The following is a 23,251-nucleotide window of genomic DNA, read 5'->3' as shown; positions in this document are numbered from 1 at the left end:
TACGTCGCGTAGCGGCGGACCTGCGGGTTGGGGGTACCCCCGCCCGAAGGGTGGGGGAGGGTCAACGTCGCGTAGCGGCGGACCTGCGGGTTGGGGGTACCCCCGCCCGAAGGGTGGGGGAGGGTCAACGTCGCGTAGCGGCGGACCTGCGGGTTGGGGGTAACCCGCCCGAAGGGTGGGGGAGGGTCAACGTCGCGTAGCGGCGGACCTGAGGGGTGGGGGAGGGCCAACGCCGAACGACCTCGCGTGACCCGGTTAACATCCCCTAACATGCGCCTCCCGGCGGCGCTAGGCTGCCGTCATGGTGAACCTGACGCGCATCTACACCCGCACCGGCGACGACGGCACGACCGCCCTCGGCGACATGAGCCGCACCACCAAGACCGACCCGCGGCTGATCGCGTACGCGGACACCAACGAGGCCAACGCCGCGATCGGTGTGGCCATCGCCGCCGGCAGCCTGCCGGCCGACGTCTCCGCGGTGCTGACCCGGATCCAGAACGACCTCTTCGACGTCGGCGCCGACCTCGCCACGCCCGTCGCGGAGAACCCCGAGTACCCGCCGCTGCGGGTCGAGCAGGGGTACATCGACAAGCTGGAAGCCGACTGCGACCACTACCTGGCGGGGCTGGAGAAGCTCCGCAGCTTCATCCTGCCCGGGGGCACCGCCGGGGCCGCGCACCTGCACCTGGCCTGCACCGTGGTGCGGCGCGCCGAGCGTTCCACCTGGGCCGCGATCGAGGTGCACGGGGACACCGTGAACCCGCTCACCGCGAAGTACCTCAACCGGCTGTCCGACCTGCTGTTCATCCTGGCCCGCGCGGCCAACAAGGAGGTCGGCGACGTCCTCTGGGTGCCGGGCGAGAACCGCTGAGAGGGTTTCAGGGGCGGCGGTCCGGCGTTGCCTGCGGCTCGCGCTTCGGGAAGGCCGTGTAGCTCGCGGCGACCGCCAGGTTGATCCCGGCCACCAGGGCCATCCGCGGGTACCAGGAGTCCAGGCCCGCGGTGCGCGCGCCGTCGCCGACCAGCCACTGGACGGCCGCGATCAGCGCGACGGTCAGCGCCGAGGCCACCAGCGTGCGGGCGAACATCCGCCACTCGTGCGCGGCCCTGGCCGCGCCGTACTTCGGCGGCCCGGTCGGCTTCGGCCCGTCGGCCAGCCGGTGGGCGGCGTGGCCGTCCGCCCACCGCACCAGGTAGTGGCCGTACGCCACCGAGAAGCCGACGTAGCTCGCGGCCAGGCCGTGCGTCCAGTCCGCCACCGCGCCGCCCCGCAGGTCCGCCACGGTCGCGGCGAGGATCACCAGGTCGACCACCGGCAGCAGCACCAGCAGGGCGGCGCCGGCCCGGCGCAGCCGCAGCCCGTACCGGAGGCCGAGGCCGGCCGCGAGCACCACCCAGAAGCCGACCTCGCCGGCGACGATCAGGGAAACCATGCCGCCCAGGCTGCCCCTGCGCGCCCCGCCCGCGCGTCGTCGCCGCGGGCGAACCCGGGTGCGACCTTCGATGTACGGCGGGTTCCTCCCGCAGGTCGGCCCGGGTGCGGGCGGCGGATGGTGGGATGGTGACGTGACCCTCACCCCGCGCCGGCAGGACACCGCGATCGCCCTCGCCGGGCTGCTCGGCGGTCTGATGCTGATCGCCTTCGGCGCCTACGACAACAGCGACAGCGTGCCGCGCTGGCTGGCCGCCCTGCCGCTGCTCGCGATGGCCGCGCTGGAGCTCCTCCGGCGCACCCGCACCATCTGGACGGCCTCGCTCGGCGGCCTGGTGTTCGCCGGCGGCATCTTCGCCGGGTCGGTGCTCGCCACGGTGGTGATGTACACCGACCTGCTGTACGCGGCGGTGCTCTACGGCCCGCCGCGGATGGCGAAGGTGCTCCAGCTGACCGGCGGCGCCACCACCCTGGTGCTCTCCAGCCTGACCCTGCTGTACACCGGGGTGCCGAACGCCCTGCTGATCGCGGGCTTCTGCGGGCTGATCTTCCTCACCCCGGTCTGGACGGCCGACCTGCTCCGCCGCCACCAGGACCGGGCGGAGGCGGAGCGGCTGCGCGCCGAGCAGACCGCCCTGCTCGCCGAGCTGGACCGCCGGGCCGCGGTCACCGCCGAACGCGCCCGGATGGCCCGGGAGCTGCACGACGTGATCGCCAACCACCTGTCGGCGATCGCCATCCACGCGACCGGCGCGCAGTCCGCCGCCCGCCGCCAGGACCGCCCGGCGGAGGACCCGGTGGTCGCCGCACTGGCCGTCATCCGGGAGAACAGCGTCCAGGGGCTGGCCGAGATGCGCCGCATGATCGGCCTGCTCCGCCGGGGCGCGCAGCCGGGCCCGCTCTCCGGCGGCGGGGGCGGCGGGGGCGGCGAGGAGTCGTACGCGGCGCCGCGGCTCGCCGCACTGGACGCGCTGCTGGCGCGGGCCAGGGCGGCCGGCCTGGACGCGGGCCTGGCCTTCGAGGCCGCCGAGGACGGGGAGCCCGGCGAGCTGCCCGCCCCGCTGGAGCTGGCCGCGTACCGGATCGTCCAGGAGTCGCTGACCAACGCGGTCAAGCACGCGGCGCCCGGCACCGTCCGGCTGCGGGTGGACTACCGGGCGGACGACGTGGTGATCGCCGTGGACAGCCCGTACCGTGAGGGCGCCGGGCGGGCGCTGCACGGTGCCGGCGCCGGGCTGGTCGGCATGGGGGAGCGCGCCCAACTGCTCGGCGGGGACTTCGAGGCGGGGCCGCTGGACGGCCGGTGGCAGGTGCGGGCGGTGCTGCCGCGCGAGACGAGGGGGGCGGACGGATGACCATCCGGGTACTGGTGGCGGAGGACCAGGCGGCCGTGCGGGCCGCGCTGGTGATGATCCTGCGCGCCGAGCCTGACATCGAGGTGGTCGGCGAGGCCGCGGACGGCGAGGAGGCCGTCCGGCTCGCCCTGGAGCTGCGCCCCGACGTGGTGCTGATGGACATTCAGATGCCGCGGCTGGACGGCGTGGAGGCCACCCGGCAGGTCGTGGCGGCCGAGGCGGCCCAGGTCCTGGTGCTGACCACCTTCGACCTCGACGACTACGTCTACGGCGCGCTGCGGGCCGGTGCGGCCGGCTTCCTGCTCAAGGACGTGGACGCGGAGGGCCTGATCGACGGCATCCGTACGGTCGCGCGCGGCGACGGCATGCTCGCCCCCTCGGTGACCCGCCGGCTGATCTCCGCCTTCGCCCGGCCCGGCCGCCGGGACACCGCCGGGGCGAGGGCCGCCGTCGCCGAGCTGACCGGCCGCGAGCGCGAGGTGCTGGCCTGCCTCGGCGCCGGGCTGTCCAACGCCCAGATCGCCGAACGGCTCGGCACGGCCGAGGGCACCACCAAGACCCACGTCAGCCGGATCCTCGCCAAGCTCGCGCTGCGCAGCCGGGTGCAGGCCGCCGTGCTGGCCCAGGAGCTGGGCATCCTGCCCGCCGACTGAGCGGCGCCCCGGGCCGGCCGGTGACGGGCCGTCAGCGACGGTCCAGCGCCTGCCTGGCCTTCGCGGAGTCGTCCGGCCACACCATGAGCCGCGGGCCGGCGCTGGTCTCCACCAGGGTGTGCCGCACGCCCTCGGCGGCGAGCAGCGCCGACATCCGCCGGGCCTCGTCCGGGTCGGCCGGGGCGGCGACGCTCACCAGCAGCCCGTACTCGTCCGGGTTGCCGGTGTGCGGCCGGCGGGCCACCAGCGAGCGGCCCCGCCCGTACGTCCAGCGCAGCAACAGGACCAGCACCGCGACCAGGCCCAGCCCGATCAGCAGGCCCAGCAGCGGGTGCACCCCGGTCATCGCGCGAAACCCTTCAGCCGTCGGGTACAGATCACACCTCACATTCTCACCGTTCGGCGCCCGTGGGCATTAGAGTCACGGGCCGTGAGCGGCGCGGCTCCGGGGGGAGACCCCGTCCTCGGTCGCGCTCGGCCCAGCGCCTCCGGCCCCTGCCGCCGACGGGTGCGTACCAGGACGCGGGAGACCCAGCCATGAGCAGTGCACCCACCCAGCGGATCGCCGTGATCGGCGCCGGCCTGATGGGGGCCGGCATCGCCCAGGTCTCGGCGCAGGCCGGGCACCCGGTGGTGCTGCGGGACGTCACCGAGGCCGCACTGCAGCGCGGGCTGGACGGCATCCGCTCCTCGTACGAGAAGTTCGTGGGCAAGGGCCGCATGACGGCCGAGGAGGCCCAGGCCGCGCTCGGCCGGATCACCACCACCACGGACCTGGGTGCGGTCGCGGACGCCGACATCGTCGTCGAGGCGGTCTTCGAGCAGCTGGACGTCAAGGAGGGCGTCTTCCGCGAGCTCGACAAGATCGCCAAGGACGGCGCCGTGCTGGCCTCCAACACCTCGGCCATCCCGATCACCCGGATCGCCGCCGCCACCTCCCGCCCGGAGAGCGTCGTCGGCGTGCACTTCTTCTCGCCGGTGCCGCTGATGCGCCTGGTCGAGCTCGTGCGCGGCTACAAGACCAGCGACGCCACGCTGGCCGCGGCCCGCGCCTTCGCCGAGGGCGTCGGCAAGGAGGTCGTCGTCGTCAACCGCGACGTCGCCGGCTTCATCACCACCCGACTGATCACCGCCCTGGTCGTCGAGGCCGCCCGGCTGTACGAGTCGGGCGTCGCCACCGCCGAGGACATCGACACCGCCTGCCGGCTCGGCTTCGGCCACCCGATGGGCCCGCTGCAGACCGCCGACCTCACCGGCGTCGACATCCTGGTCAACGCGGCCCGCAACATCTACGCCGAGACCCAGGACGAGAAGTTCGCCGCCCCGGAGGTCATGGCCCGCATGGTCACCGCCGGCGACCTCGGCCGCAAGACGGGCCGCGGCTTCTACCCGTACGAGGACTGACCGCACGGGCCGGGCCGCATTGTCCGCCCCCCGTGTGACCCGGCCCTCACAACGGCGCACCCGCGCGGGTGAGTTTGCTCACGATGCTGCCGCAGACGGGTGATTTGGGCGGTAATCGAGCGTAGGTATGGGGAGTTCCTGCGTATATTCCCTCGGACGGGTGAAGTTGGCTCGGACTCCGCCGAAGGGGAGCAACCTGCGGAGTTGGTTGACCGTCAGACGAGGGGGAGACCGGCGCGGCCCCCGGTGCGCGGCGTCACGGACGCCCGGCCGGCCCGGGCCCCGGAACACCCGAACGGCGAGCGGAGGAGGAGAGCGTGCGCATCACCGGCGACCACAGCGGCCTGGCCATCGAGGGCCGGCTGGACGTGCGCAGCGCCGCCGACGCCCGTGCCGTCCTGCACGCCGCCGTCGACGGCGGCAAGGGCGACCTCGTGCTGGACCTCGGCCGGCTGGAGTTCTGGGACGCGACCGGCCTCGGCGTCATCATGGGCACCCACCGGCGGGCCGGCCGGATCGGCCGCCGCCTCGTCCTGCGGCACGTCCCCGCCCAGCTGCAGCGCCTGCTGGTCGCCACCCGGCTGCACCGCATCCTCGCCGTCGAGGGCACCGTCCCGGACGCCTACGGCACCTCGCTGCCCGCCCTGGGCGGCCTCCCCACCGGCCCGCTGGCCCTGCCCACCGCCTGACCGGCCGCGTCCGAACCGTCCGCGTCCGGCCGCCCCCAGGGGTTACTTCGGGGTACCGGTCTGTGCTGCGCGCGGCGAGTGTGGAAAAGTCTGCGCTCACAAGCACGGCCGCGCGGGCGACGACCCGCTGTGCGGCCGGTCCGACGCCGTCCGGCACCAGCCCGGCGGCCGACCATGGGCGGAGCGCGAACGTGGGACAGCCGACCGGTGATTTCGGGCAGGAAGGCGTGCGCCCCCGCACCGGCGAGGTCGTCTCCGGAGACCTCCTGCTGGCGATCGGCGGCCCGGACGGCTCCGAGGCCCGCCCCTGCCCCGACGGCTGGCGTCCGGAGCCCCGCCGCGTCCGCGAGCGCCGCCAGGACCGCCGCGAACTCGGCCCCAGCCCCGCCGTCGGCCCGCTCGCCATGGGCACCACCGCCGACCTGCCGCTGCTCGACCGCGAGGACGACGTCGCCCGGCTCGTCGCGATGGTCTCCGAGGGCCGCTCCGTCCGCCTGATCGGCCAGGCCGGCTCCGGCCGCAGCTCCCTGCTCGCCGCCGTCGCCGACGCCGCGGCCGGTGTCGCCCCCGACGGCGTCGTCCGGCTGAGCGGCCACCACCGCACCGGCGCCGACCTGCTGCAGGACCTCTTCGCCGCCACCCACCACGCCCCCGGCTACCGGCCGGACCGACGCGCCCTGACCGCGGCGCTCTCCCAGGTGGGCGCCGTCGTCGTGATCGACGACCTGGACGTCGACGACGAGGAGCTCGCCGAACTCATCGACGCCGCACCGGACTGCGCCTTCCTGGTCACCGTGCCGCCCGGCAGCCCGCTGCTGCCGCCCGGCCTCCGGCTGGAGGACCACCCGGTCGCCGGCCTCGCCAAGTCCGCCTGCCTGGCCCTCGCCGCCCGCCTGGCGGGTCGTCAGCTCGACGAGACCGAGCGGGCCTGGGCCGTCGACCTCTGGTTCGAGTCGGAGGGCCTGCCGCTGCGCTTCGTCCAGGCCGCCGCCCTGCTGCGCCAGCGCGACCTCTCGGTGGACACCCTGGTCGCCGCGCAGGAGGACCGCAACAACGTCTTCGGCCTGGTCAAGGACATCGAGGAGCCGGACGACCCGGCCGTCCTGGAGGGCGAGCTGCGCCGCACCGTCCCGCTGCCGACGGTGGCGGAGAGCGCGGCGCCCGCCGTCCGGCTCGCCGAGGGGCTCAGCGAGTCCGCGCAGGCCGTGCTCCGGCTCTCGCTGGCGCTCGGCGGCGAGTGCCCGACCGCCCCGCACCTGCCCGCCCTGATCGACGTCGGCCTCGGCGAGAGCGCGCTGCGCGAGCTCGTCGACGCCGGGCTCGCGGTGTCGGTCGGCGGCCACCACCGGCTCACCACCGGCGTCCCGGAGCTGCTCGCCGGGCGGTTCGACCCGGGCACGGTGGCCTACGGCGCCGCCGAGCACTTCTCCTGGTGGGTCGGGCACGGCTCGGTCACCACCGAGCAGATCGCCGCCGAGGCGGAGGTCCTGGTCGGCGCCCTGCTCGCGGACCGGGCCGCGGACCGCCCGGAGGCCGCGCTGCGGCTCGCCCGGGCCGCCGCCCCGGCGCTCGCGCTGTCGCTGCGCTGGGGGGCCTGGGAGCGCGTCCTCAAGCTCGGCCTGGAGGCGGCCCGGGTGCTGCGCGCCACCGCCGACGAGGCCTGGTTCCACCACGAGCTCGGGGTGCTCGCGCTGTGCGTGCACTCGGACCAGCGGGCGCTGGCCGAACTGGAGTCGGCGGTCGCGCTGCGTGCCGCGTTCGGGGACCCGCGCTCCGGCGCCGCCGGCCGGCGGATGCTGGACCTGTTGAAGTCCGAGAGCCGGCAGCTGCCGGCCGGCGAGGAGCTCCCGGCGGTCGGCCGACGGCCCGTCATCAGGGCCATCGCGAAGGCCCCTTGGCGGCTCGCCGCGGCGAGGAAGGGCACCGACGCCAAGCGAGCGGCCATCGCCGCCGCGGCGGCCGTGGTGGCCCTGGGCGTCCTCGGCACCGCAATCGGTCTCAACGCGGGCGGCGAGGACTCCGCGGGCACCGGCCGTACCCTGCCAGGCAGCTCGGTGGACGACAGCACCCCCGCGGACGGCCTGCCGGCGGCCACCGGCAGCGGCACCCCGACCCCCGCGCCCAGCGGCAGCCCGACCGAGAGCCCCTCGGCGTCGGCCTCCGGCTCCGAGTCGCCGTCCGCCTCGGCGAGCACCACCGGCACCCGGAAGCCGACCGCGACAAGGACCACCGCGCCCGCCCCGGGCCAGACCAGCAGGACGCCGAGCACCGGCACCAGCACGACGACCTCGCCGCCGCCGACCAGCTCGTCCCCGAGCCCCACCGCCAGCCCGTCGCCGACCGACAGCCCCTCGGGCAGCGCTTCGCCCTGAGGGGTGCCGCCGAGGGCACCCGGGTGGGTGCCCGACGGCGGTCAGAACAGCTTGAGCTTGTCGTCGTCGATGCCGCGCAGCTCGTCGTAGTCCAGGACGACGCAGCCGATGCCGCGGTCGGTGGCGAGCACGCGGGCCTGCGGCTTGATCTCCTGGGCGGCGAACACGCCCTTGACCGGGGCCAGCAGCGGGTCCCGGTTCAGGAGTTCGAGGTAGCGGGTGAGCTGCTCGACACCGTCGATCTCGCCGCGGCGCTTGATCTCGACGGCGACGGTGGCACCGTCCCCGTCGCGGCAGAGGATGTCCACCGGGCCGATCGCGGTCGGGTACTCGCGGCGGATCAGCGACCAGCCGGAGCCGAGCACCTCCATGCGGTCGGCGAGCAGCTCCTGCAGGTGCGCCTCGACACCGTCCTTCACCAGGCCGGGGTCGACGCCGAGGTCGTGCGAGGAGTCGTGCAGGACCTCTTCCAGCGTGATGATCAGTTTCTCGCCGGCCTTGTTGACCACCGTCCAGGTGTCGTCCGCCTCCTTGAGCGTGCAGGGCGGCGACATCCAGTTGAGCGGCTTGTAGGCGCGGTCGTCGGCGTGGATGCTGACGCTCCCGTCGGCCTTCACCAGGATGAGGCGGGTGGCGGACGGGAGGTGGGCGGAGAGCCGTCCGGCATAGTCGACGGAGCAGCGGGCAATTACGAGACGCACGGTCGACCACGCTAGCCCACTGGGGCCAGTTGATGCGATTCCGCGACCACGGGGTGAAGAAATCGCACATCCGGCGAACCATGGTGTCCGCACGGTCACACGCCGTGCACGCGGCCTCCGCCCGGCGCCGCCCGGCGGTCGCCGCTCCACGGGGATGGAGACTGGCGATGAACGCTGCGACACGATCCGGCCAATCTGGCAGCTGCGGCACCGATTCCGGTGGTATTCGACGTATTAGCTCGTCGCACTGAGCGATCGCCTGTCACCCTGGTGTGAGCGTCCGTCGTCTCGCGCGACCGCACGCTGTCGCGCCGGCGTACGCCCGCGCGGCGGTGGTGCGCCCGGGTGCCACCGTCCACCGTCACCAGCGTCACCACCGGTCCCGCGGCGCCCGTTCCGGCTCCCCGGGCGCGGACTGACTGTTCGTCACTCCGATCGGTCGTCAGATCGGCGGCGGTGGCAGCACGTCCGCGCGCGCACGAACCGAGCACGACCGCACCACCCAGCACGACCGCGCACCACCGGGCACGACCGTGCACGACCGCGCATTGATCGAGCACGGCTGCACCACCGAGCACGACCGCACCAACCGCAAGACCACCCCGGCGGGCCGCGCCGCGGTGGACCGCGAGAGGAGAACCCAATGTCGCTCGACGTCTCACCGGCCCTGCTCGAGAAGGCCGAGAGAGGCGAGGTCGACGAGAGGGAGTTCGTCGACTGCGTCCGCACCTCCCTCCCGTACGCCTGGGAGCTGATCAGCTCGCTGGTCGCCCAGACCAAGGTCGACGGCACCGACTTCGCCGACAACCACGTCCCGCCGCCCAGCGAGCAGGCCCGCGGCCAGCTGCTGCGCGCGATGGCCAGCGACGCGATCCGGGGCGCCCTCCAGCGGCACTTCGGTGTGCAGTTGGCGTTCCAGAACTGCCACCGGGTGGCGGTCTTCGCCCCGTCCGAGGCGAACGAGGAGCGCTACCGGCGCTTCACGTCCGTCCGGGCCCAGCTGCTCAACCAGTCGCCCGAGCTGCGCGACTGCTGACACCGGCCGAGGGGCCGGCCGGACGCCCGGCCGGCCCCTCGGCCGCTCCGTGCCCGCCTCAGCCCAGTTCGGGGAGGACCTCCGAGCCGAGCCGGGCGATGTTGTGCAGCGTCTCCTCCCGGTCGCCCGAGCCCTCGGCGAGCAGCGCGAAGCGGCGGATCCCGGTGCGCTCGGCGGTCGCCAGCAGCCGGTCCGCGCACTGCCGGGGCGTACCCACGGCGTGCAGGTCGCACAGCAGCTCGGTGTACGCGCGCGGGTCGCGCATCCGGCGCTCCCGCCCGTCGACCGTGCGGTGCGCGCCGAGCCCGTACTCGAACCAGCCCGGCATCGACCGCAGCAGGCTCGCCCGGGCCGCCGTCGTCCGGTCGGCCACCTGCACCACGCCCGCCGCGACGTGCTCCCGCTCGACCCGTGCCAGCTGCTCCTCGCCGCGCCCGCAGGCCCGCCAGGCCTCCCGGTAGGCGGCGAGCATCTGCTGCTTGTCCTCGTCGCCGGAGTGCATGCCGAGCAGCATCGGCAGGCCCCGCTCGGCCGCCGTGCGGACCCCGGTCGGCGAGGTGCAGGCCACCACCACCGGCGGGCCGGACGGCGCTCTGCCGCCGGTCTCCTGGCGCTGCCGGGGGAAGTTCCGCAGTGGGTCGGCCTCCGCCTCGGGGCCGCCGAGGCCGAGCCAGTCCGCGAGCCCGGCCGGGCGGAGCGGCTCGGCGGCCCGCGGCACCACCGCCACCTCCGGGAAGGAGAACTGCGGCCCGTCCGCGCCGACCCGGGTGCCGTGCAGCCAGCGCAGCAGCAGGTCCAGCCGCTCAGGGAAGCCCGACTCGTAGGCGTCCACGCCGGTGCCGAACACGTCCAGGTCGATCCACGGGCCGCCACGGCCCACCCCGAGCGTGAACCGGCCGCCGGAGACCAGGTGCAGCAGCGCCGCCCGCTCGCCGAGCGCCACCGGGTGCGCCGTGGACAGCACGCTGACCGCCGTGCCGACGCCGATCCGGCGGGTGCGGCCCAGCAGCAGGCCGGCCATCGTCGCCGCATCCGGGCAGACGCCGTACGGCACGAAGTGGTGCTCCGCCAGCCAGACCGCGTCCAGGCCGGCCCGCTCCGCGGCGACGGCCGCGTCCACCGTGCGCGCCAGCACCTCGCCGTGGCCCTGCCCGGGGAACTGCGCGGACAACAGGAATGCGCCCACACCGATCCGGTCGGTGGCCGTCGGGCGGGGCAGCAGGGCCGCCCCGGGGGCGGACGCGCCGCCGGCGCCGGAGTACTGGTCGGTCTCGGGCCGCTGGCTGGTCTTGGTCATCGGGTGCCTCCTCGGGGGTGCGCAGGGACTGCGAACCCCGCTGTCTCACCACGTGAGTAGCCGATGTCATGTGCCAAAGGCACGCTGATTCACCAATTTCCCAGGAGATCGGGTGGATCTCACCCAAAACGCCGGAGAGCGCGCAGATGTCGTGATAGTGGCACGGCCGACGGTACGGCGGCCCGTACCCTGGAGGTGTTCCCGTGCCCGGCCGAGAGGTGGTTCGGCGTGTCGCCGCGTCGCAATCGAGAGAAGAGTTCCGCCCCCCGCGAGGACGCCCCGGCGGCCCCGTTCGGCGGCTCGCTGCGCCGCGTCGAGAGCTACCGGGGCGAGGACTGGGTCGTGCAGACCGTCGCCGGCTCCCAGGGCCGCCACTACCGCTGCCCGGGCTGCGACCAGGAGATCCCGCCCGGGGTCGGCCACGTCGTCGCCTGGCCGGACCACGGCTCGGGCGTGGAGGACCGCCGGCACTGGCACCGCGCCTGCTGGGGTGCCCGGGAGCGCCGCGGCGCAGGCATCCTGCGCGGCCGCAGCGCCCCCCGGTACTGAGCCGGCCGCCCGACCCTCCCCGGGGCCCCCAGAGGCCCCCTGACGCCCGCTCAGGCGTCCCGGCTGCGCAGCACCAGCGCCCCGCCGGCCAGCGCCGCCAGCGTCCAGGCGAGGCAGATCAGGAACCCCGCGCCGGGCCCGAAGGGCTGCCCGTGCTCCTGGTACACCAGCAGCATCCGCTGGCCCGCGTAGTCGGGGAAGTAGTGGGCCACCGTCTTCACCTTCGGCACCGCGCCGAGGATCGGCGACAGCAGGAAGAAGAACGGCACCAGGACGCCCAGCGCGAGCGTCTGGTTGTGCAGCATCGCGGTGACCCCGGCCGAGAACAGACAGATCATCGTCAGGTAGCCGGCCGCGCCGAACACCGCGCGCAGCACGTGGGGTTCGGTCAGCGAGGTGCTGTGCCCGCCGAGCAGCGCCTGACCGGTGAAGAAGGTGACGAAGACCGTCGCCACCGACACCGCGAACGCGGCCAGGGCGATCACCGCGGCCTTGCCCAGCAGCAGCGTCACCCGCTGCGGCACCGCCGCCAGCGACATCCGGATCATGCCGCTGCTGTACTCGTTGCCGACCGCCAGCACCCCGAAGACCACCATGGCGATCTCGCCGAGGATGATCCCCGCGAAGGCGGTGCCGGTCGCGTCGAACGGGGCGTTCCTCGGGGCGAAGTCCGCGAAGTTGTTGTTGGCCAGGGTGCAGATCAGCGCGCCCAGGCCCAGGGTGACCACGAAGGCGAGCCCGAGCGTCCACACCGTGGAGCGGACGGTGCGCAGCTTCGTCCACTCGGACTGCAGGATCGCGGGGAACGCGGCCATCTCAGTTCTCCTTCTGCTTCTGCTTGCCGCGGGCCTGCCAGCCGGAGCCCCACGCGGGCTCGGGCAGCGCGGCCGGGGCCGGACCGACCCGGCCCGCGGATCCGGCGTGGTACTCGACCGACTCCGAGGTCATCTGCATGAACGCCTCCTCCAGGGAGGCCTGCTGGGGGCTGAGCTCGTGCAGCGTGATCCGGTGGTCGGCGGCGAGTTCGCCGAGGAAGGCCAGGTCGCCGTCCGGGACCTCGTACGAGCCGTCCGGGCCCGGCTCCGCGTGCAGGCCGGCCCGCTGCAGGGCGTCCAGCAGCAGTTCGGGCTGCGGGGTGCGCACCCGTACCGCCGAGCGGGAGTTCTGCTTGATGAAGTCGGCCATCGGCAGGTCGGCCAGCAGCCGGCCCCGGCCGATCACCACCAGGTGGTCCGCGGTCAGCGCCATCTCGCTCATCAGGTGCGAGGAGACGAACACCGTGCGACCCTCCGAGGCCAGGCCCTTCATCAGGGTGCGGATCCAGACGATGCCCTCCGGGTCGAGACCGTTGACCGGTTCGTCGAACATCAGGATCTCCGGGTTGCCGAGCAGCGCCGAGGCGATGCCGAGCCGCTGGCTCATGCCGAGCGAGAACCCGCGGGCCCGCTTGCGGGCCACCGCGCTCAGGCCGACCAGCTCCAGCACCTCGTCGACCCGGCGGGCGGGGATCCGGTTGCTCTGCGCCATCCACAGCAGGTGGTCGCGGGCGGTGCGGCCCGGGTGGACGGCCTTCGCCTCCAGCAGCGCGCCGATGTAGCTGAGCGGCTCGGCGAGCTGCCCGTACCGTCGGCCGTCCAGGGTGACCCGGCCCGCCGTGGGCCGGTCCAGGTCGAGGATCATCCGCATCGTGGTGGACTTGCCGGCGCCGTTCGGTCCGAGGAAGCCGGTGACGACGCCGCGCGGGACCGCGAAGCTCAGCCCGTCCACGGCCAGTGTGTCGCCGTAGCGTTTCGTCAGCTCGTGCAGCTCGATCATGTCTGCTCCCTCAGTCCTCGTCAGGCTATGACAAAAGGGACATACGGTTGCGATGGCTGTGTCCGCTCGGCGAGCCGCAATACGGTGGCTGTATGAGCCTCCCCAGCGCGCCGGCCGCGCCCGAGAACGGCACCGGGACCCCGATCGTCCTGCTGCACGCCTTCCCGCTCTCCGCCCGGATGTGGGCCTGCCAGCTGGAGCGGCTGCCCGGCCCGGCCGGCGAGGCCGCCCGGGTGATCGTCCCCGACCAGCGCGGCTTCGGCAGCGCGCCGCTCGGCCAGGACGAGCCCTCGCTGGACACCGTGGCCGACGACCTCGCCCGCCTGCTGGACGAGGCCGGACTGGACCGCGCCGTCATCGGCGGCCTCTCCATGGGCGGGTACGTGGCGATGGCCTTCGCCCGTCGGCACGGCGACCGGCTCGCCGGCCTGCTGCTCGCCGACACCAAGGCCACCCCCGACACCGACCAGGCCCGCGCCAACCGCGAGCGGATCGCCCGCGCCGTCGAGGCCCGGGACAGCGTGCAGATCCTCGCCGACGAGAAGATCGAGGACGGCCTGCTCGGCCCCGCCACCGACCCCGCGCTGACCGCCCACGTCCGCGCCATGATCGCCGAGGCCCCGCCGCGCGCCGTCGCCTGGGCCCAGCGCGCCATGGCCGCCCGCGGCGACTCGCTGGAGGTGCTGCGCGGCGTCCGCGTCCCCGCCGCCGTCATCGTCGGCGAGGCCGACACCGTGACCCCGCTCGCCGAGGCCCGGCTCATGGCCGAGGCCCTGCCCGACGCCGAACTCACCGTCATCCCCGCGGTCGGCCACCTCAGCCCGCTGGAGGCACCCGAGACCTTCAACGCCGCCGCCCGCGCCCTGCTCCGCCGCGTCCGCGGCTGACACCGGAACGGCCGCCGGGGCGGGCGCCGTGCACCCGCCCCGGCCCGCGACTCAGCGCCGCGACAGGGACACCGCGCCGGCCGGCAGGGTGTAGCGGTCCACCCGGGTGGGCGCGTTGTTCGGCACCACCGCGCCGTCCTTCACCGAGTCCACGCCGAAGTCGTTGTCCCCGACCAGGAACAGCTCGACCGCGCCGCGCCGCGCCGGCAGCACCGCGACACCCTCGATCTTGCCGTTGGCCAGCTGCGCCGACGCCGCGTCGAAGACCAGCCGCTTGGCACCCAGCACCACCGCGGACGGATCCAGCTCCAGCGCCGGCACGGTCGCCGGGTCGTCCCAGCGGCTGCCGTGCAGATCGGTCGCCGACCGGAAGTCCACCTCGAACAGCCGGGTGTGCACCGTCGGGCGCAGCGCGTCCCGCTCCTCCACCAGCAGCCGGTCCGGGCCCAGCCAGACGATCGCCGAGGTCGCCCAGCCGCCGTCGGTGGCGCTGTCCGCCTCCCGGGCGAACGCGAACTCGCCGGTCAGCCGCGGGGTGCGCGACACATCGATCCGCAGCACCCGCTGCACCGGCGACTTCTTCGCCGCCTTGGAGTCCGGGTTGGACAACTGGGTCTGCTGCGCCGCGTACAGGGTGCGGCCGTCCGCGGAGACGGTCAGGCCCTCCAGGCCCTTGTTGTTCTTCTGCTTGGCCTCGACGGCGGGCAGGACCGGCAGCACCCGCACACCCGGCGCGGTGTACGCCGAGCCGGCCGGCACCAGCACCGTGTCCAGGACACCGGCCGCGGAGAAGTGCAGCAGGCTGGAGCCGTACTCGCTGCTGATCCAGAACGAGCCGTCCGGCAGCCGCACCAGGCCCTCGCTGTCGAGGCCGTACGGGTCGTTCGGCAGCGCGTTGCCCGCCGGGTCGACCGGGCGCTCGGCGGTCAGCGCCGCCGGCGGCAGACCGGTCAGGAAGCGGCTGTGGGTGACCGGGTCGGTCTGCCCGTGCGGGACGCGCAGCGGGATGCGGCGGACGATCTCGATGCCGCCGCCGCGGGTGAGCCGGATGCGCAGGATCTGCGGGGTGTAGTCGGGCTTCAGGAAGATCTTGTCGGTGTCCGACGGGGCGTCGGCGTTCGGGCCGCGGTCGGTGACCGTCCAGAACTCCCGGCCCGAGGAGTCGGCCGGGAACAGGTCGCTGAAGCCGCCGAGGGCCAGCCCGCCGCCGATCGGCGCGGGGGAGCGGTACGTCCAGGCGCCGTCGTGCCGCGGCGCGGGCACCTCCGCGGCCGAGGCCGTGGCCGTGGCGGTGACAGGGACGATCAGGGCCAGGGCGGCCGCCGCGAGGACGGTGGTACGGGTGAGTCGCATGGCCGATCAGCCTCCCGCCCGGGCGCCGACCCGCGTGCGGATTCGGACTGACGGACCGTCGACCATCGCGTGAACAGCAGACCGGCCCCCGCCCGGGTGGGCGGAGGCCGGTCTCACATCCGGTGTGTCAGCGCGACTGCTGGGCCGGCACGCCCAGGCCGTCGTCGGACGGCGAACCGGCCGCGGCCACCGCCGCACCCGTCAGCGTCGCCAGCATCTCGCGGACGTTGGTCAGCTGCGCGTTGATCGAGTCGCGGCGGTTGGTCAGCGCCGCCAGCTCGCGCTCGGACTCGCTGCGGACGCGGTCGGCCTTGGCGTTGGCGTCGGCCACGATGTCCTCGGCCTGGCGCTGCGCGGTCTCCACCGTCTGGCGGGCGCGGCGCTCGGCGTCGGTGCGCAGCTTCTCCGCCTCCAGGCGGAGCTGCTCGGCGCGGTGCTCGATCTCGGCGAGGCGCTTCTCCGCCTTCGCCTGGCGGGCCGCCAGGTCGCGCTCGGACTGCTCGCGGCGCTTCGCCAGGTTGGTCTCGAACTCCAGGGCGGCCTGCGCGGCCTTGGTGCGGGTCTCCTCGAAGAGGGCGTCCGCCTCCTCGCGCTTGTTCTGCGCGTCCTTGTTGGCCTCGGCCCGCAGCTGCGCGGAGTCGCTCTTCGCCTTGTCGACGATCCGCAGGCCCTCGTCCTCGGCCTTCGCCTTGCGGTCCTTCGCGTAGTTCTCCGCCTCGGTGCGGACCTGCTGCGCGGCGGCCTCGGCCAGCTCGCGGTGCTGCTCGGCGGCGCGGTGCGCCTCGTCGCGCAGGTCCTTCGCCTCCTCCTCGGCGAGGCGGAGGATCTTCTCCACCCGGGCGCCGAGACCGGCGTACGAGGGCTCCGCCTCCGTCACCGCGGCCTGGGCGGTCTGCGTCTCCAGGTGCAGTTCCTCGATGCGCTTCTCCAGCGCACCGATGCGGGCCAGCGCGCTGTCCCGGTCGGCCACCAGCTTGGTGATCCGCTCGTCGACCTGGGCGCGCTCGTACCCACGGCGCACCAGGTCGAAGCCGTGGGGGGAGTGACTGTCGCTCATGGGGATTAAGGCTTCCTGTCGTCAGACCGCTGAGATGGTTGAGGGAATCCTGACACGTTATCGGAGTGTCATCGGCGAAATGCCGATGAGTCACGGACAATGTCCGCTCAATCGGGTGGCGTGCTTCCGGGGCGATTGCCTCCCGACCGCTGGGCGCCGACACCGGCCCCGGCCCGGGGCGCCCCTTCCTTCTTGGTGCTTCCCCCGTTGGCCTGCTGCACCGGCGACGGTGCCTCGAACGCCTCCAGCGCGGACAGTACGTCCTGCACCCTGGAGATCTCGGTGTTGATGTCCTTGCGGCGCCGCACCAGCTCGTCGAGCTCGCGCTTGCCCTCGTCGGTGTTCCGCTTCGCCTCGGACCGGGCCTCGGCGAGCACCCGCTCGGCCTCCTCCTCGGCCAGCCGCAGCTGTTCGGCCGCGGACTCGTCCGCCTTCCGCAGCCGCTTCTCGGCCTCCTCGGCGGCGGCCTCGATCTTCGCGGCGGCCTCCTCCTCGGCACCGGTGAGCTTGGCCTCGGCCTTCTCGATGAGCCTCTCGGCCCGGTCGGTGGAGTCGGCGAGCTTCTGCTCGGCGCCCTTGAGCAGGCCCTCCGCCTTGCGGACGGCCGCGATCCGGACCTTGCTCGCCTCCGCGGACGCCTCCGAGGTGAGCTCGGCGGCCCGCTCCTCGGCGGCCGCGACCAGCTTCGCCGCCCGCTCCTCGGCCTCGGCGACCGTCGCGACGGCCTGGTCCTCCGCCTCGGTCAGCTGCTCCTGGGCGGCCGTCACCAGCGTGTCCACCCGCTCGCCGGCCGACTTCATGGCCTGCGCGTTCTCCTTTCGGGCCCGCTCGTGCAGCGCCTCGATCTCGGCGTCGGTGCGCTCGCGCAGCTCCTCGGCGCGCTCGCGGATCGCCGTCGAGTCCCGGCGGGCCTCGGACAGCAGCGCGTCCGCGTCCGACCTGGCCCGCTCGACCTCGGCCTGCCCGGCCGCCTCGCCGGCCGCGACCAGCCGCTCGGCCTCCTTGCGGGCGGCGGCCACCATCGCGTCGGCCTGCTCCTCGGCGGCCGTGGTGGTCGCCAGCGCCGTGGTGTGCGCCTCCTCGCCCAGCTGCTCGGCGTCCGCGAACGCCTTCTCCAGCACCGAGGTCGCCTGCTCCCGGGTCGACCGGTCGAACTGCTCGGCGGCCTCCCGGATCTCGATGTCGTACGCGTCCGTCCGGCTGCGGGTGGACGCGTCGTAGTCGTCCGCCAGCCGGCGGGTGGCCAGCGCGTACTCCTCCGCCTCGGCGCGCAGCGCCGCGGAGAACTCCTCGGCCTCCGCGACCGCGGCGGTGGCCAGCTCCTCGGCCTCGGCGAGCGCACGGCGGGCCTCGGCCTCGGCCTCGGTACGACGCTGCTCGGCGAACTCGGCGGCGGCGGTGCGCTCGGCCTCGGCCTCGGCGCGCTGCCGCTCGATCTCGGCGGCGACGGCCTCCCGGTCGGCGGCCAGCTCGGCGGCGATCCGCTCGCGCAGCTCGGCCGTCTCCCGCTCCGCCGTCGCGCGCAGCTCCGCGCTCTCGCGCTCGGCGGCGGAGCGCAGGTCGGCGATCTGCCGGGACGCGGTCTCGTGCAGCCCGGCCACCGACCCGCGGACGGCGGCGGCCTCCTCCTCGGCCCCGGTGGTGAGCGCCTCGGCGTCCGCCCGGGCCTTGCGAAGCGTCTCCTCCGCCTCCGTCCGGGCCTTCTCCAGCTCCTCGGCGGCCTCGGCGGCCAGGGTGGCGGCCTGCTCGCGGGCGGCGCCGAGCGCCTCCGCGGCCTCGGTGCGCAGCTGCCGGGCCTCGGCCTCGGCGGCGTCCCGCACGGTGGCGGTCTCGGCCGCCGTGCGGATGGTCAGCTCGGCGGCCTCGCGTTCGGCGGCCTCCCGCGCGGAGCGGGCGGCGGCCAACTGCTCGGTGGTCTCCTCCTGCTCGCGGCGCAGCCCCTCCGAGGCGGCCTCGCGCTCGCGGCGGCTCTCCTCGCGCAGCGCGGCGGCGTCGGCCTCGGCGGCGGCCCGCTCGCTGCCCGTCCACTCGTCGGTCTCGGCGCGCAGCGCCTCCGCCGCGGCCTCGGCCCCGGTGCGGACGGACTCCGCGTCGGCAGCGGCCTCCTCGCGGAGCCGCTCGGCCTCGGCGGCGGCCTCGCCGCGGACGGCCTCGGCGGCCTCCTCGGCCTCCGCCCGGCGGGCCTGCGCGGCCTCCTCGGCGTCGGCGCGCATCCGCCGGACGTCCTCGGCGGCCGCGCGGCGGAGCTCGGCGGTCTCCCGCTCGGCGGTGGTGCGGTTGTCGGCGGCCTCGGCGCGGGCCGCGGCCAGCGCCTCCTTGCCCTCCCGGTCGGCGGCGTCGAGGAGCTTCTCGGCCTCCGTCCGGGCCCGGGCGAGCGTCTGCTCGGCGCGGCCCTGGGTGGCGAGGGCCTGGTCCTTGGCCTCGTTGCGCAGCCGCTCGGTCTCGCCGGCGGCGCCGGCGCGCAGCTCGTCCGCGTCCTTCTTGGCCCGGGTGAGCAGCTCCTCGGCGCTCTTGGCGGACTCCTCGATCTGCACGACGGCCTGGCGGCGGGCGTCGCCGCGGACCCGGTCCGCCTCGGCGGCGGCCTGGGCGCGCAGCTCCTCCGCCTCGGCGCGGAGCCGGGCGGCCTCCTCGTGCATCCGCTCCATCTGCTCGCGGATCGACGCGGCGTCGTCGAGGGCGGCGTTCTGCGCCTCCTCGACGGCCGCCATCGCCTGGTCACGCAGCCGGTCGGCCTCGGCGGCGGCCTCGGTGCGCAGCCGGTCGGCTTCGGCGGCGGCCTCCTCGCGGGTGGTGTCGGCGTCCCGGGTGGCCCGCGCGAGCACCTCCTCGGCGCTGCGGGCGGCCTTGGCGAGGTGGACGGCGGCGTCCTTCGCCCCGTCGGCGCGGCCGCGCTCCTCGGCCTCGGCACGCATGGCCTGCGCGGCGGCCGCGGCCTCGGCGCGCAGTGCGGCGACCTCGCCCTCGGCCTCGGCCCGCAGGTCGGCGATCTCGGCCTCGGCCTCGGCCCTCAGCTGGCCGGCGACGGACTCGGCGGTGGCGCGCAGCCGCTCGCTCTCCTCCGCGGCGGCGGCCTTGGCGGCGTCCGCCTCCGCCCGCGCGGTAGCGGCGGAGGCCTTGATGATGTCCGCCTCCTTGGTGGCGGCGGCCACCATCTTGGCGATCTCGGCCTTGGCCGTGAGGGAGCGCTGCTCGCTGGCGGCCTCGCCGGCGGCGGCCCGCTGCTCGACGGCGGCCGCGGCCTCGACCTGCAGCCGCTCGGCGGCGTCGCGGGCGGCGGCCAGCTGGTCGGCGGCCTCCTGGCGGGCCCGCTCGGCCTCGGCCATGGCCTCGGCGCGGAGCCGTTCTATCTCCGCCTGGGCACGGGCCAGTGCGGCCTCGGCGCGCTCCTGGTCCTCCAGGGCCTGCCGCTTGAGCCCGCCGATCTCGGCCTGGGCGGCGGCGAGGCGGCGCTCGGCGGCGGCGTGCGCCTCGGCGAGCTGCTGCTGGGCCGCGTTGGCGGCGGTGCCGCGGAGCTCCTCGGCCTGCGCGCTGGCCTGCTGGGCCTGCTCGGAGGCGGCGCGCAGCAGGCGCTCGGCGTCGGTCTGGGCGCGCTGCAGGGCGGCCTCGGCGGCGGCCTGGGCCTCGCCGCGGGCGGCGTCCACGTCGGCGGCGGTCTGGGCGCGGGCCTGGTCGGCGAGCGCCGTGGCCTCGGCGCGGGCGGCGGCCATCATCCGCTCGGCCTCGATCCGGGCCTCCTGCAGCAGGCGCTGGGCCTCGTGCTCGGTGCCGGCCCGGGTCTGCTCGGCCCAGGAGACGTTCTCCTTGACGTGGCGCTCGGCGGAGCGGCGGAACTCGGAGAGCTCCTCCTCCAGCTGGTGGCGGCGGGCGCTGAACTCCGCCTCGAGGCGGGCGGTGCGCTCGGCGGCCTCGGCCATCAGCCGCTGGGTGGCCGCCTGGGACTCGCGGAGCTGGCGCTCCGCATCGGCGCGCAGCTGCTCGGCCTGCATCTCGGCGGTGCGCAGGAGCTGCTCGGCCTGGCCGGTGACGGAGTCGAAGGCGCGCGGCTGCGCCAGCTGCCGGCGGGCCTCGTGCAGCTTGGCCCGGAGCACCTCCACCTGGTAGGCGAGGTCCTCTGCATGCTGGACGGTCTTGTCCCGCTCCTTGCGAGTCCGTTCCATCTCGGCCTCGAACTGGGAGAGGTGATCCTCAACCTCGTAGCGGTCGTTGCCCCGCACTCCGCGGTCCCATCCATCTCCTGGTCGCGTCCTCGACACGGCCGTGCCGACGCCCCATCCCTGCCCGGGGGCCGGACCGGCTGGTCCTTGCAGCCGCAGCACCTGCCGCGGTCGGAGGCCTGGGGTCGGTGGCGCGCGGCACTGCCGCGTCCCCCGTCCGGGTGGACTCCTGGGCGAACTCTTGCCTAGTGGAGAATGGTGACAGATCCGACCTGCGACTGTTCAGCCGTGCCCGCTCAGTGGACTCCCCTGCGGCGGGCTCTTCCGGGTCTCCCCGTCCGTTCCCGCCTTCGGCCGTGCTCCTCGCCGTCCTTGCCGGAGTTCTGGCGCACCCGGGCATTGTAGTGTGCCCGGCTTGCAGCGGAATGGCCGAGTGGAGGTTTTCCGAGGTTACCGGCGGGTCGGGAAGGGGGCCGTTGCGGTACGACCCCCTCCGTTTCCGCCGGTCCGGCCCCGGCTCAGTGCTCCGAGTGCCCGGTGGTGGCCGAGGTCACCAGCTCGGTCAGCACGCCGCCGCAGTCCTTCGGGTGCAGGAAAGTGATCCGCGAGCCCATCGAGCCGATCCGAGGCTCGTCGTACAGCACCCGGACGCCCTTGGCCCGGATGTCCGCGGCGTCGCCGTCCACGTCCGCGGTGCCGAAGGCGATGTGGTGCACGCCCTCGCCGTTCTTGGCCAGCCACTTGGCGACCGTCGAGTCCTCGCGGGTCGGCTCCAGCAGCTGCAGGAACGAGGCGCCGCCGTCACCGGTGTCGTTGATCTTGAGCATCGCCTCGCGGACGCCCTGCTCCTCGTTGACCTCGCTGTGGAACACCTCGAAGCCGTAGGTCGCGCGGTAGAACTCGACCGTCCTGTCGAGGTCGAAGCAGGCGATGCCGATGTGGTCGATTCGGGTCAGCACGGCGGGGGCCTCCATGGGGTGGCGGTCGACGAGGGTGGCACCAGTGCAGCGCATCCGGCCGAGCCTTGGCCACCACCGAGGGTGCGAGCCTGCTCACAGTCGCCACCCGCCGCGGCGCCGCCCCGGGAATGTCACCCGGCCCGCCGTGACACGGTGTTGACTGGAGGGTGACAGTGCCACTGATCACACCCCGGCGCCGGTGACGCACGGGTTACAGGTCAGTACATTGAGCCGCATCCCCACACCCTCATGCCCGACGCGCGAAGGGGCTCGTCTCATGACTACTTCTGTGATCGTCGCAGGTGCACGCACTCCTATGGGCCGGTTGCTCGGCTCGCTGAAGGGCTTCTCCGGCGCCGACCTCGGCGGCATCGCCATCAAGGCCGCCCTGGAGCGCTCGGGCATCACCGGCGACCAGGTCCAGTACGTGATCATGGGACAGGTGCTGCAGGCCGGCGCCGGCCAGATCCCGGCCCGCCAGGCCGCCGTCAAGGCCGGCATCCCGATGAACGTCCCGGCGCTGACCATCAACAAGGTCTGCCTCTCCGGCCTGGACGCCATCGCCCTGGCCGACCAGCTGATCCGCGCCGGCGAGTTCGACGTCGTCGTCGCCGGCGGCCAGGAGTCCATGACCAACGCCCCGCACCTGCTGCCGAAGTCCCGCGAGGGCTTCAAGTACGGCGCGATCGAGATGCTCGACGCGATGGCCTACGACGGCCTCACCGACGCCTACGAGAACATCCCGATGGGCGAGTCCACCGAGAAGCACAACACCCGCCTCGGCATCGCCCGCGACGTGCAGGACGCCATCGCCGCGGCCTCCCACCAGCGCGCCGCCGCCGCCCAGAAGAACGGCCTCTTCGACGCCGAGATCGTCCCGGTCGAGATCCCGCAGCGCAAGGGCGAGCCGGTCCTCTTCAGCCAGGACGAGGGCATCCGCGGCGAGACCACCGTCGAGACCCTCGGCAAGCTGCGCCCGGCCTTCACCAAGGACGGCACCATCACCGCCGGCTCCGCCTCGCAGATCTCCGACGGCGCCGCCGCCGTCGTCGTGATGAGCAAGGCCAAGGCCGAGGAGCTGGGCCTGGCCTGGATCGCCGAGATCGGCGCTCACGGCAACGTCGCCGGTCCGGACAACTCGCTGCAGTCGCAGCCGTCCAACGCGATCGCGCACGCGCTCGGCAAGGAGGGCCTGACCGTCGCCGACCTCGACCTGATCGAGATCAACGAGGCCTTCGCGGCCGTCGCCCACCAGTCGATGAAGGACCTCGGCGTCACCGACGAGAAGGTCAACGTCAACGGCGGCGCGATCGCCCTCGGCCACCCGATCGGCATGTCCGGCGCCCGCCTCGTCCTGCACCTGGCCCTGGAGCTGCAGCGCCGTGGCGGCGGCACCGGCGCGGCCGCGCTCTGCGGCGGCGGCGGCCAGGGCGACGCCCTGATCATCAAGGTCCCGGCCCGGGGCTGACCGTTCGGCGTTACCGTCGGGGGCGCACGGTGTGGAGAACCCACGCCGTGCGCCCCCGCTTCTG

Annotated in this window: 20 protein-coding genes; 10 read left to right on the top strand and 10 right to left on the bottom strand. The window is 74.7% G+C overall.

The features are described from left to right. Positions 1–301: 301 nt before the first annotated feature. Positions 302–874: a cob(I)yrinic acid a,c-diamide adenosyltransferase gene (locus AB0P35_RS07125; protein WP_095873138.1), complete on the top strand. Its 573-nt coding sequence runs from the start codon at positions 302–304 to the stop codon at positions 872–874. 7 nt (positions 875–881) lie between these two features. Here the strand turns inward: AB0P35_RS07125 and AB0P35_RS07120 are convergent, their stop codons facing one another. Next, the gene (locus AB0P35_RS07120) at positions 882–1,436 is read right to left on the bottom strand and encodes a hypothetical protein (RefSeq protein WP_363507582.1); all 555 of its coding nucleotides are present in this window, start codon (positions 1,434–1,436) and stop codon (positions 882–884) included. Positions 1,437–1,569: 133 nt separating this feature from the next. On the opposite strand from AB0P35_RS07120, the gene AB0P35_RS07115 reads away from it, so the two are divergent. Next, positions 1,570–2,790 carry a histidine kinase gene (locus AB0P35_RS07115; RefSeq protein WP_363507579.1) on the top strand — a complete coding sequence of 407 codons (1,221 nt, stop codon included), beginning with the start codon at positions 1,570–1,572 and terminating at the stop codon, positions 2,788–2,790. Further along, complete coding sequence (locus tag AB0P35_RS07110; protein ID WP_363507577.1) at positions 2,787–3,443, top strand: response regulator transcription factor; 657 nt, start codon at positions 2,787–2,789, stop codon at positions 3,441–3,443. The genes AB0P35_RS07115 and AB0P35_RS07110 overlap by 4 nt, the downstream gene beginning before the upstream one ends. A 31-nt stretch (positions 3,444–3,474) precedes the next feature. On the opposite strand, the gene AB0P35_RS07105 is transcribed toward AB0P35_RS07110, so the two are convergent. Then, complete coding sequence (locus AB0P35_RS07105) at positions 3,475–3,789, bottom strand: hypothetical protein (protein WP_363507574.1); 315 nt, start codon at positions 3,787–3,789, stop codon at positions 3,475–3,477. Between the two features lie 191 nt (positions 3,790–3,980). Between AB0P35_RS07105 and AB0P35_RS07100 the strand changes: the two genes are divergently transcribed. From AB0P35_RS07100 to AB0P35_RS07090, 3 genes are all read left to right on the top strand, one after another. Next, entirely contained in the window at positions 3,981–4,847 is an 867-nt protein-coding gene (locus tag AB0P35_RS07100; protein ID WP_363507571.1) for a 3-hydroxyacyl-CoA dehydrogenase family protein, read from the top strand. 317 nt (positions 4,848–5,164) lie between these two features. Further along, positions 5,165–5,536 carry an STAS domain-containing protein gene (locus AB0P35_RS07095; protein ID WP_095873132.1) on the top strand — a complete coding sequence of 124 codons (372 nt, stop codon included), beginning with the start codon at positions 5,165–5,167 and terminating at the stop codon, positions 5,534–5,536. Between the two features lie 227 nt (positions 5,537–5,763). Beyond that, the gene (locus tag AB0P35_RS07090) at positions 5,764–7,908 is read left to right on the top strand and encodes an ATP-binding protein (RefSeq protein WP_363507567.1); all 2,145 of its coding nucleotides are present in this window, start codon (positions 5,764–5,766) and stop codon (positions 7,906–7,908) included. 41 nt (positions 7,909–7,949) lie between these two features. Here AB0P35_RS07090 and nucS read toward each other — a convergent pair whose 3' ends face one another. Next, complete coding sequence (gene nucS / locus AB0P35_RS07085; protein WP_095873130.1) at positions 7,950–8,609, bottom strand: endonuclease NucS; 660 nt, start codon at positions 8,607–8,609, stop codon at positions 7,950–7,952. A 643-nt stretch (positions 8,610–9,252) separates the two neighbouring features. On the opposite strand from nucS, the gene AB0P35_RS07080 reads away from it, so the two are divergent. Then, positions 9,253–9,645: an SCO5389 family protein gene (locus tag AB0P35_RS07080; RefSeq protein ID WP_363507563.1), complete on the top strand. Its 393-nt coding sequence runs from the start codon at positions 9,253–9,255 to the stop codon at positions 9,643–9,645. Positions 9,646–9,703: 58 nt separating this feature from the next. On the opposite strand, the gene AB0P35_RS07075 is transcribed toward AB0P35_RS07080, so the two are convergent. Next, positions 9,704–10,837 carry an LLM class flavin-dependent oxidoreductase gene (locus AB0P35_RS07075; RefSeq protein WP_363507735.1) on the bottom strand — a complete coding sequence of 378 codons (1,134 nt, stop codon included), beginning with the start codon at positions 10,835–10,837 and terminating at the stop codon, positions 9,704–9,706. Between the two features lie 333 nt (positions 10,838–11,170). Here AB0P35_RS07075 and AB0P35_RS07070 point away from each other — a divergent pair, with 333 nt between their 5' ends. Continuing rightward, positions 11,171–11,491 (top strand): ATP/GTP-binding protein, encoded by a 321-nt coding sequence (locus AB0P35_RS07070; RefSeq protein ID WP_363507560.1) that lies wholly within the window; start codon positions 11,171–11,173, stop codon positions 11,489–11,491. Positions 11,492–11,541: 50 nt separating this feature from the next. Here the strand turns inward: AB0P35_RS07070 and AB0P35_RS07065 are convergent, their stop codons facing one another. Beyond that, positions 11,542–12,306 carry an ABC transporter permease gene (locus AB0P35_RS07065; protein WP_095873127.1) on the bottom strand — a complete coding sequence of 255 codons (765 nt, stop codon included), beginning with the start codon at positions 12,304–12,306 and terminating at the stop codon, positions 11,542–11,544. Position 12,307: 1 nt separating this feature from the next. Next, positions 12,308–13,306 (bottom strand): ABC transporter ATP-binding protein, encoded by a 999-nt coding sequence (locus AB0P35_RS07060; protein WP_363507557.1) that lies wholly within the window; start codon positions 13,304–13,306, stop codon positions 12,308–12,310. A 92-nt stretch (positions 13,307–13,398) separates the two neighbouring features. Between AB0P35_RS07060 and AB0P35_RS07055 the strand changes: the two genes are divergently transcribed. Further along, the gene (locus AB0P35_RS07055) at positions 13,399–14,193 is read left to right on the top strand and encodes an alpha/beta hydrolase (protein WP_095873125.1); all 795 of its coding nucleotides are present in this window, start codon (positions 13,399–13,401) and stop codon (positions 14,191–14,193) included. 51 nt (positions 14,194–14,244) lie between these two features. Here the strand turns inward: AB0P35_RS07055 and AB0P35_RS07050 are convergent, their stop codons facing one another. The 4 genes from AB0P35_RS07050 to mce all read right to left on the bottom strand — a co-directional run bounded on the left by AB0P35_RS07050 (position 14,245) and on the right by mce (position 21,719). Beyond that, complete coding sequence (locus tag AB0P35_RS07050) at positions 14,245–15,546, bottom strand: esterase-like activity of phytase family protein (RefSeq protein ID WP_363507553.1); 1,302 nt, start codon at positions 15,544–15,546, stop codon at positions 14,245–14,247. Positions 15,547–15,673: 127 nt separating this feature from the next. Further along, positions 15,674–16,603: a cellulose-binding protein gene (locus AB0P35_RS07045; RefSeq protein WP_095873123.1), complete on the bottom strand. Its 930-nt coding sequence runs from the start codon at positions 16,601–16,603 to the stop codon at positions 15,674–15,676. A 107-nt stretch (positions 16,604–16,710) separates the two neighbouring features. After that, complete coding sequence (locus AB0P35_RS07040; RefSeq protein WP_363507549.1) at positions 16,711–20,820, bottom strand: hypothetical protein; 4,110 nt, start codon at positions 20,818–20,820, stop codon at positions 16,711–16,713. Between the two features lie 458 nt (positions 20,821–21,278). After that, complete coding sequence (gene mce, locus AB0P35_RS07035) at positions 21,279–21,719, bottom strand: methylmalonyl-CoA epimerase (protein WP_363507732.1); 441 nt, start codon at positions 21,717–21,719, stop codon at positions 21,279–21,281. Positions 21,720–21,996: 277 nt separating this feature from the next. On the opposite strand from mce, the gene AB0P35_RS07030 reads away from it, so the two are divergent. Continuing rightward, positions 21,997–23,187 (top strand): acetyl-CoA C-acetyltransferase, encoded by a 1,191-nt coding sequence (locus AB0P35_RS07030; protein WP_363507546.1) that lies wholly within the window; start codon positions 21,997–21,999, stop codon positions 23,185–23,187. Positions 23,188–23,251 lie beyond the last annotated feature (64 nt).

Origin of the sequence: Kitasatospora sp. NPDC085879, assembly GCF_040686255.1 — a bacterium.
Taxonomy (GTDB): Bacteria; Actinomycetota; Actinomycetes; order Streptomycetales; family Streptomycetaceae; genus Kitasatospora.
Note: the sequence above shows the minus strand (reverse complement) of the source record. Positions and strands in the feature narration are given on the sequence as shown.

What these genes read in the sequence shown, in the direction of transcription:
- AB0P35_RS07120 (WP_363507582.1), bottom strand. Translation starts at nt 1,436, where the DNA reads ATGGTTTCCCTGATCGTCGCCGGCGAGGTCGGCTTCTGGGTGGTGCTC.
- AB0P35_RS07110 (WP_363507577.1), top strand. Translation starts at nt 2,787, where the DNA reads ATGACCATCCGGGTACTGGTGGCGGAGGACCAGGCGGCCGTGCGGGCC.
- AB0P35_RS07080 (WP_363507563.1), top strand. Translation starts at nt 9,253, where the DNA reads ATGTCGCTCGACGTCTCACCGGCCCTGCTCGAGAAGGCCGAGAGAGGC.
- AB0P35_RS07100 (WP_363507571.1), top strand. Translation starts at nt 3,981, where the DNA reads ATGAGCAGTGCACCCACCCAGCGGATCGCCGTGATCGGCGCCGGCCTG.
- AB0P35_RS07055 (WP_095873125.1), top strand. Translation starts at nt 13,399, where the DNA reads ATGAGCCTCCCCAGCGCGCCGGCCGCGCCCGAGAACGGCACCGGGACC.
- AB0P35_RS07065 (WP_095873127.1), bottom strand. Translation starts at nt 12,306, where the DNA reads ATGGCCGCGTTCCCCGCGATCCTGCAGTCCGAGTGGACGAAGCTGCGC.
- AB0P35_RS07050 (WP_363507553.1), bottom strand. Translation starts at nt 15,546, where the DNA reads ATGCGACTCACCCGTACCACCGTCCTCGCGGCGGCCGCCCTGGCCCTG.
- AB0P35_RS07060 (WP_363507557.1), bottom strand. Translation starts at nt 13,306, where the DNA reads ATGATCGAGCTGCACGAGCTGACGAAACGCTACGGCGACACACTGGCC.
- AB0P35_RS07125 (WP_095873138.1), top strand. Translation starts at nt 302, where the DNA reads ATGGTGAACCTGACGCGCATCTACACCCGCACCGGCGACGACGGCACG.
- AB0P35_RS07045 (WP_095873123.1), bottom strand. Translation starts at nt 16,603, where the DNA reads ATGAGCGACAGTCACTCCCCCCACGGCTTCGACCTGGTGCGCCGTGGG.
- AB0P35_RS07105 (WP_363507574.1), bottom strand. Translation starts at nt 3,789, where the DNA reads ATGACCGGGGTGCACCCGCTGCTGGGCCTGCTGATCGGGCTGGGCCTG.
- AB0P35_RS07030 (WP_363507546.1), top strand. Translation starts at nt 21,997, where the DNA reads ATGACTACTTCTGTGATCGTCGCAGGTGCACGCACTCCTATGGGCCGG.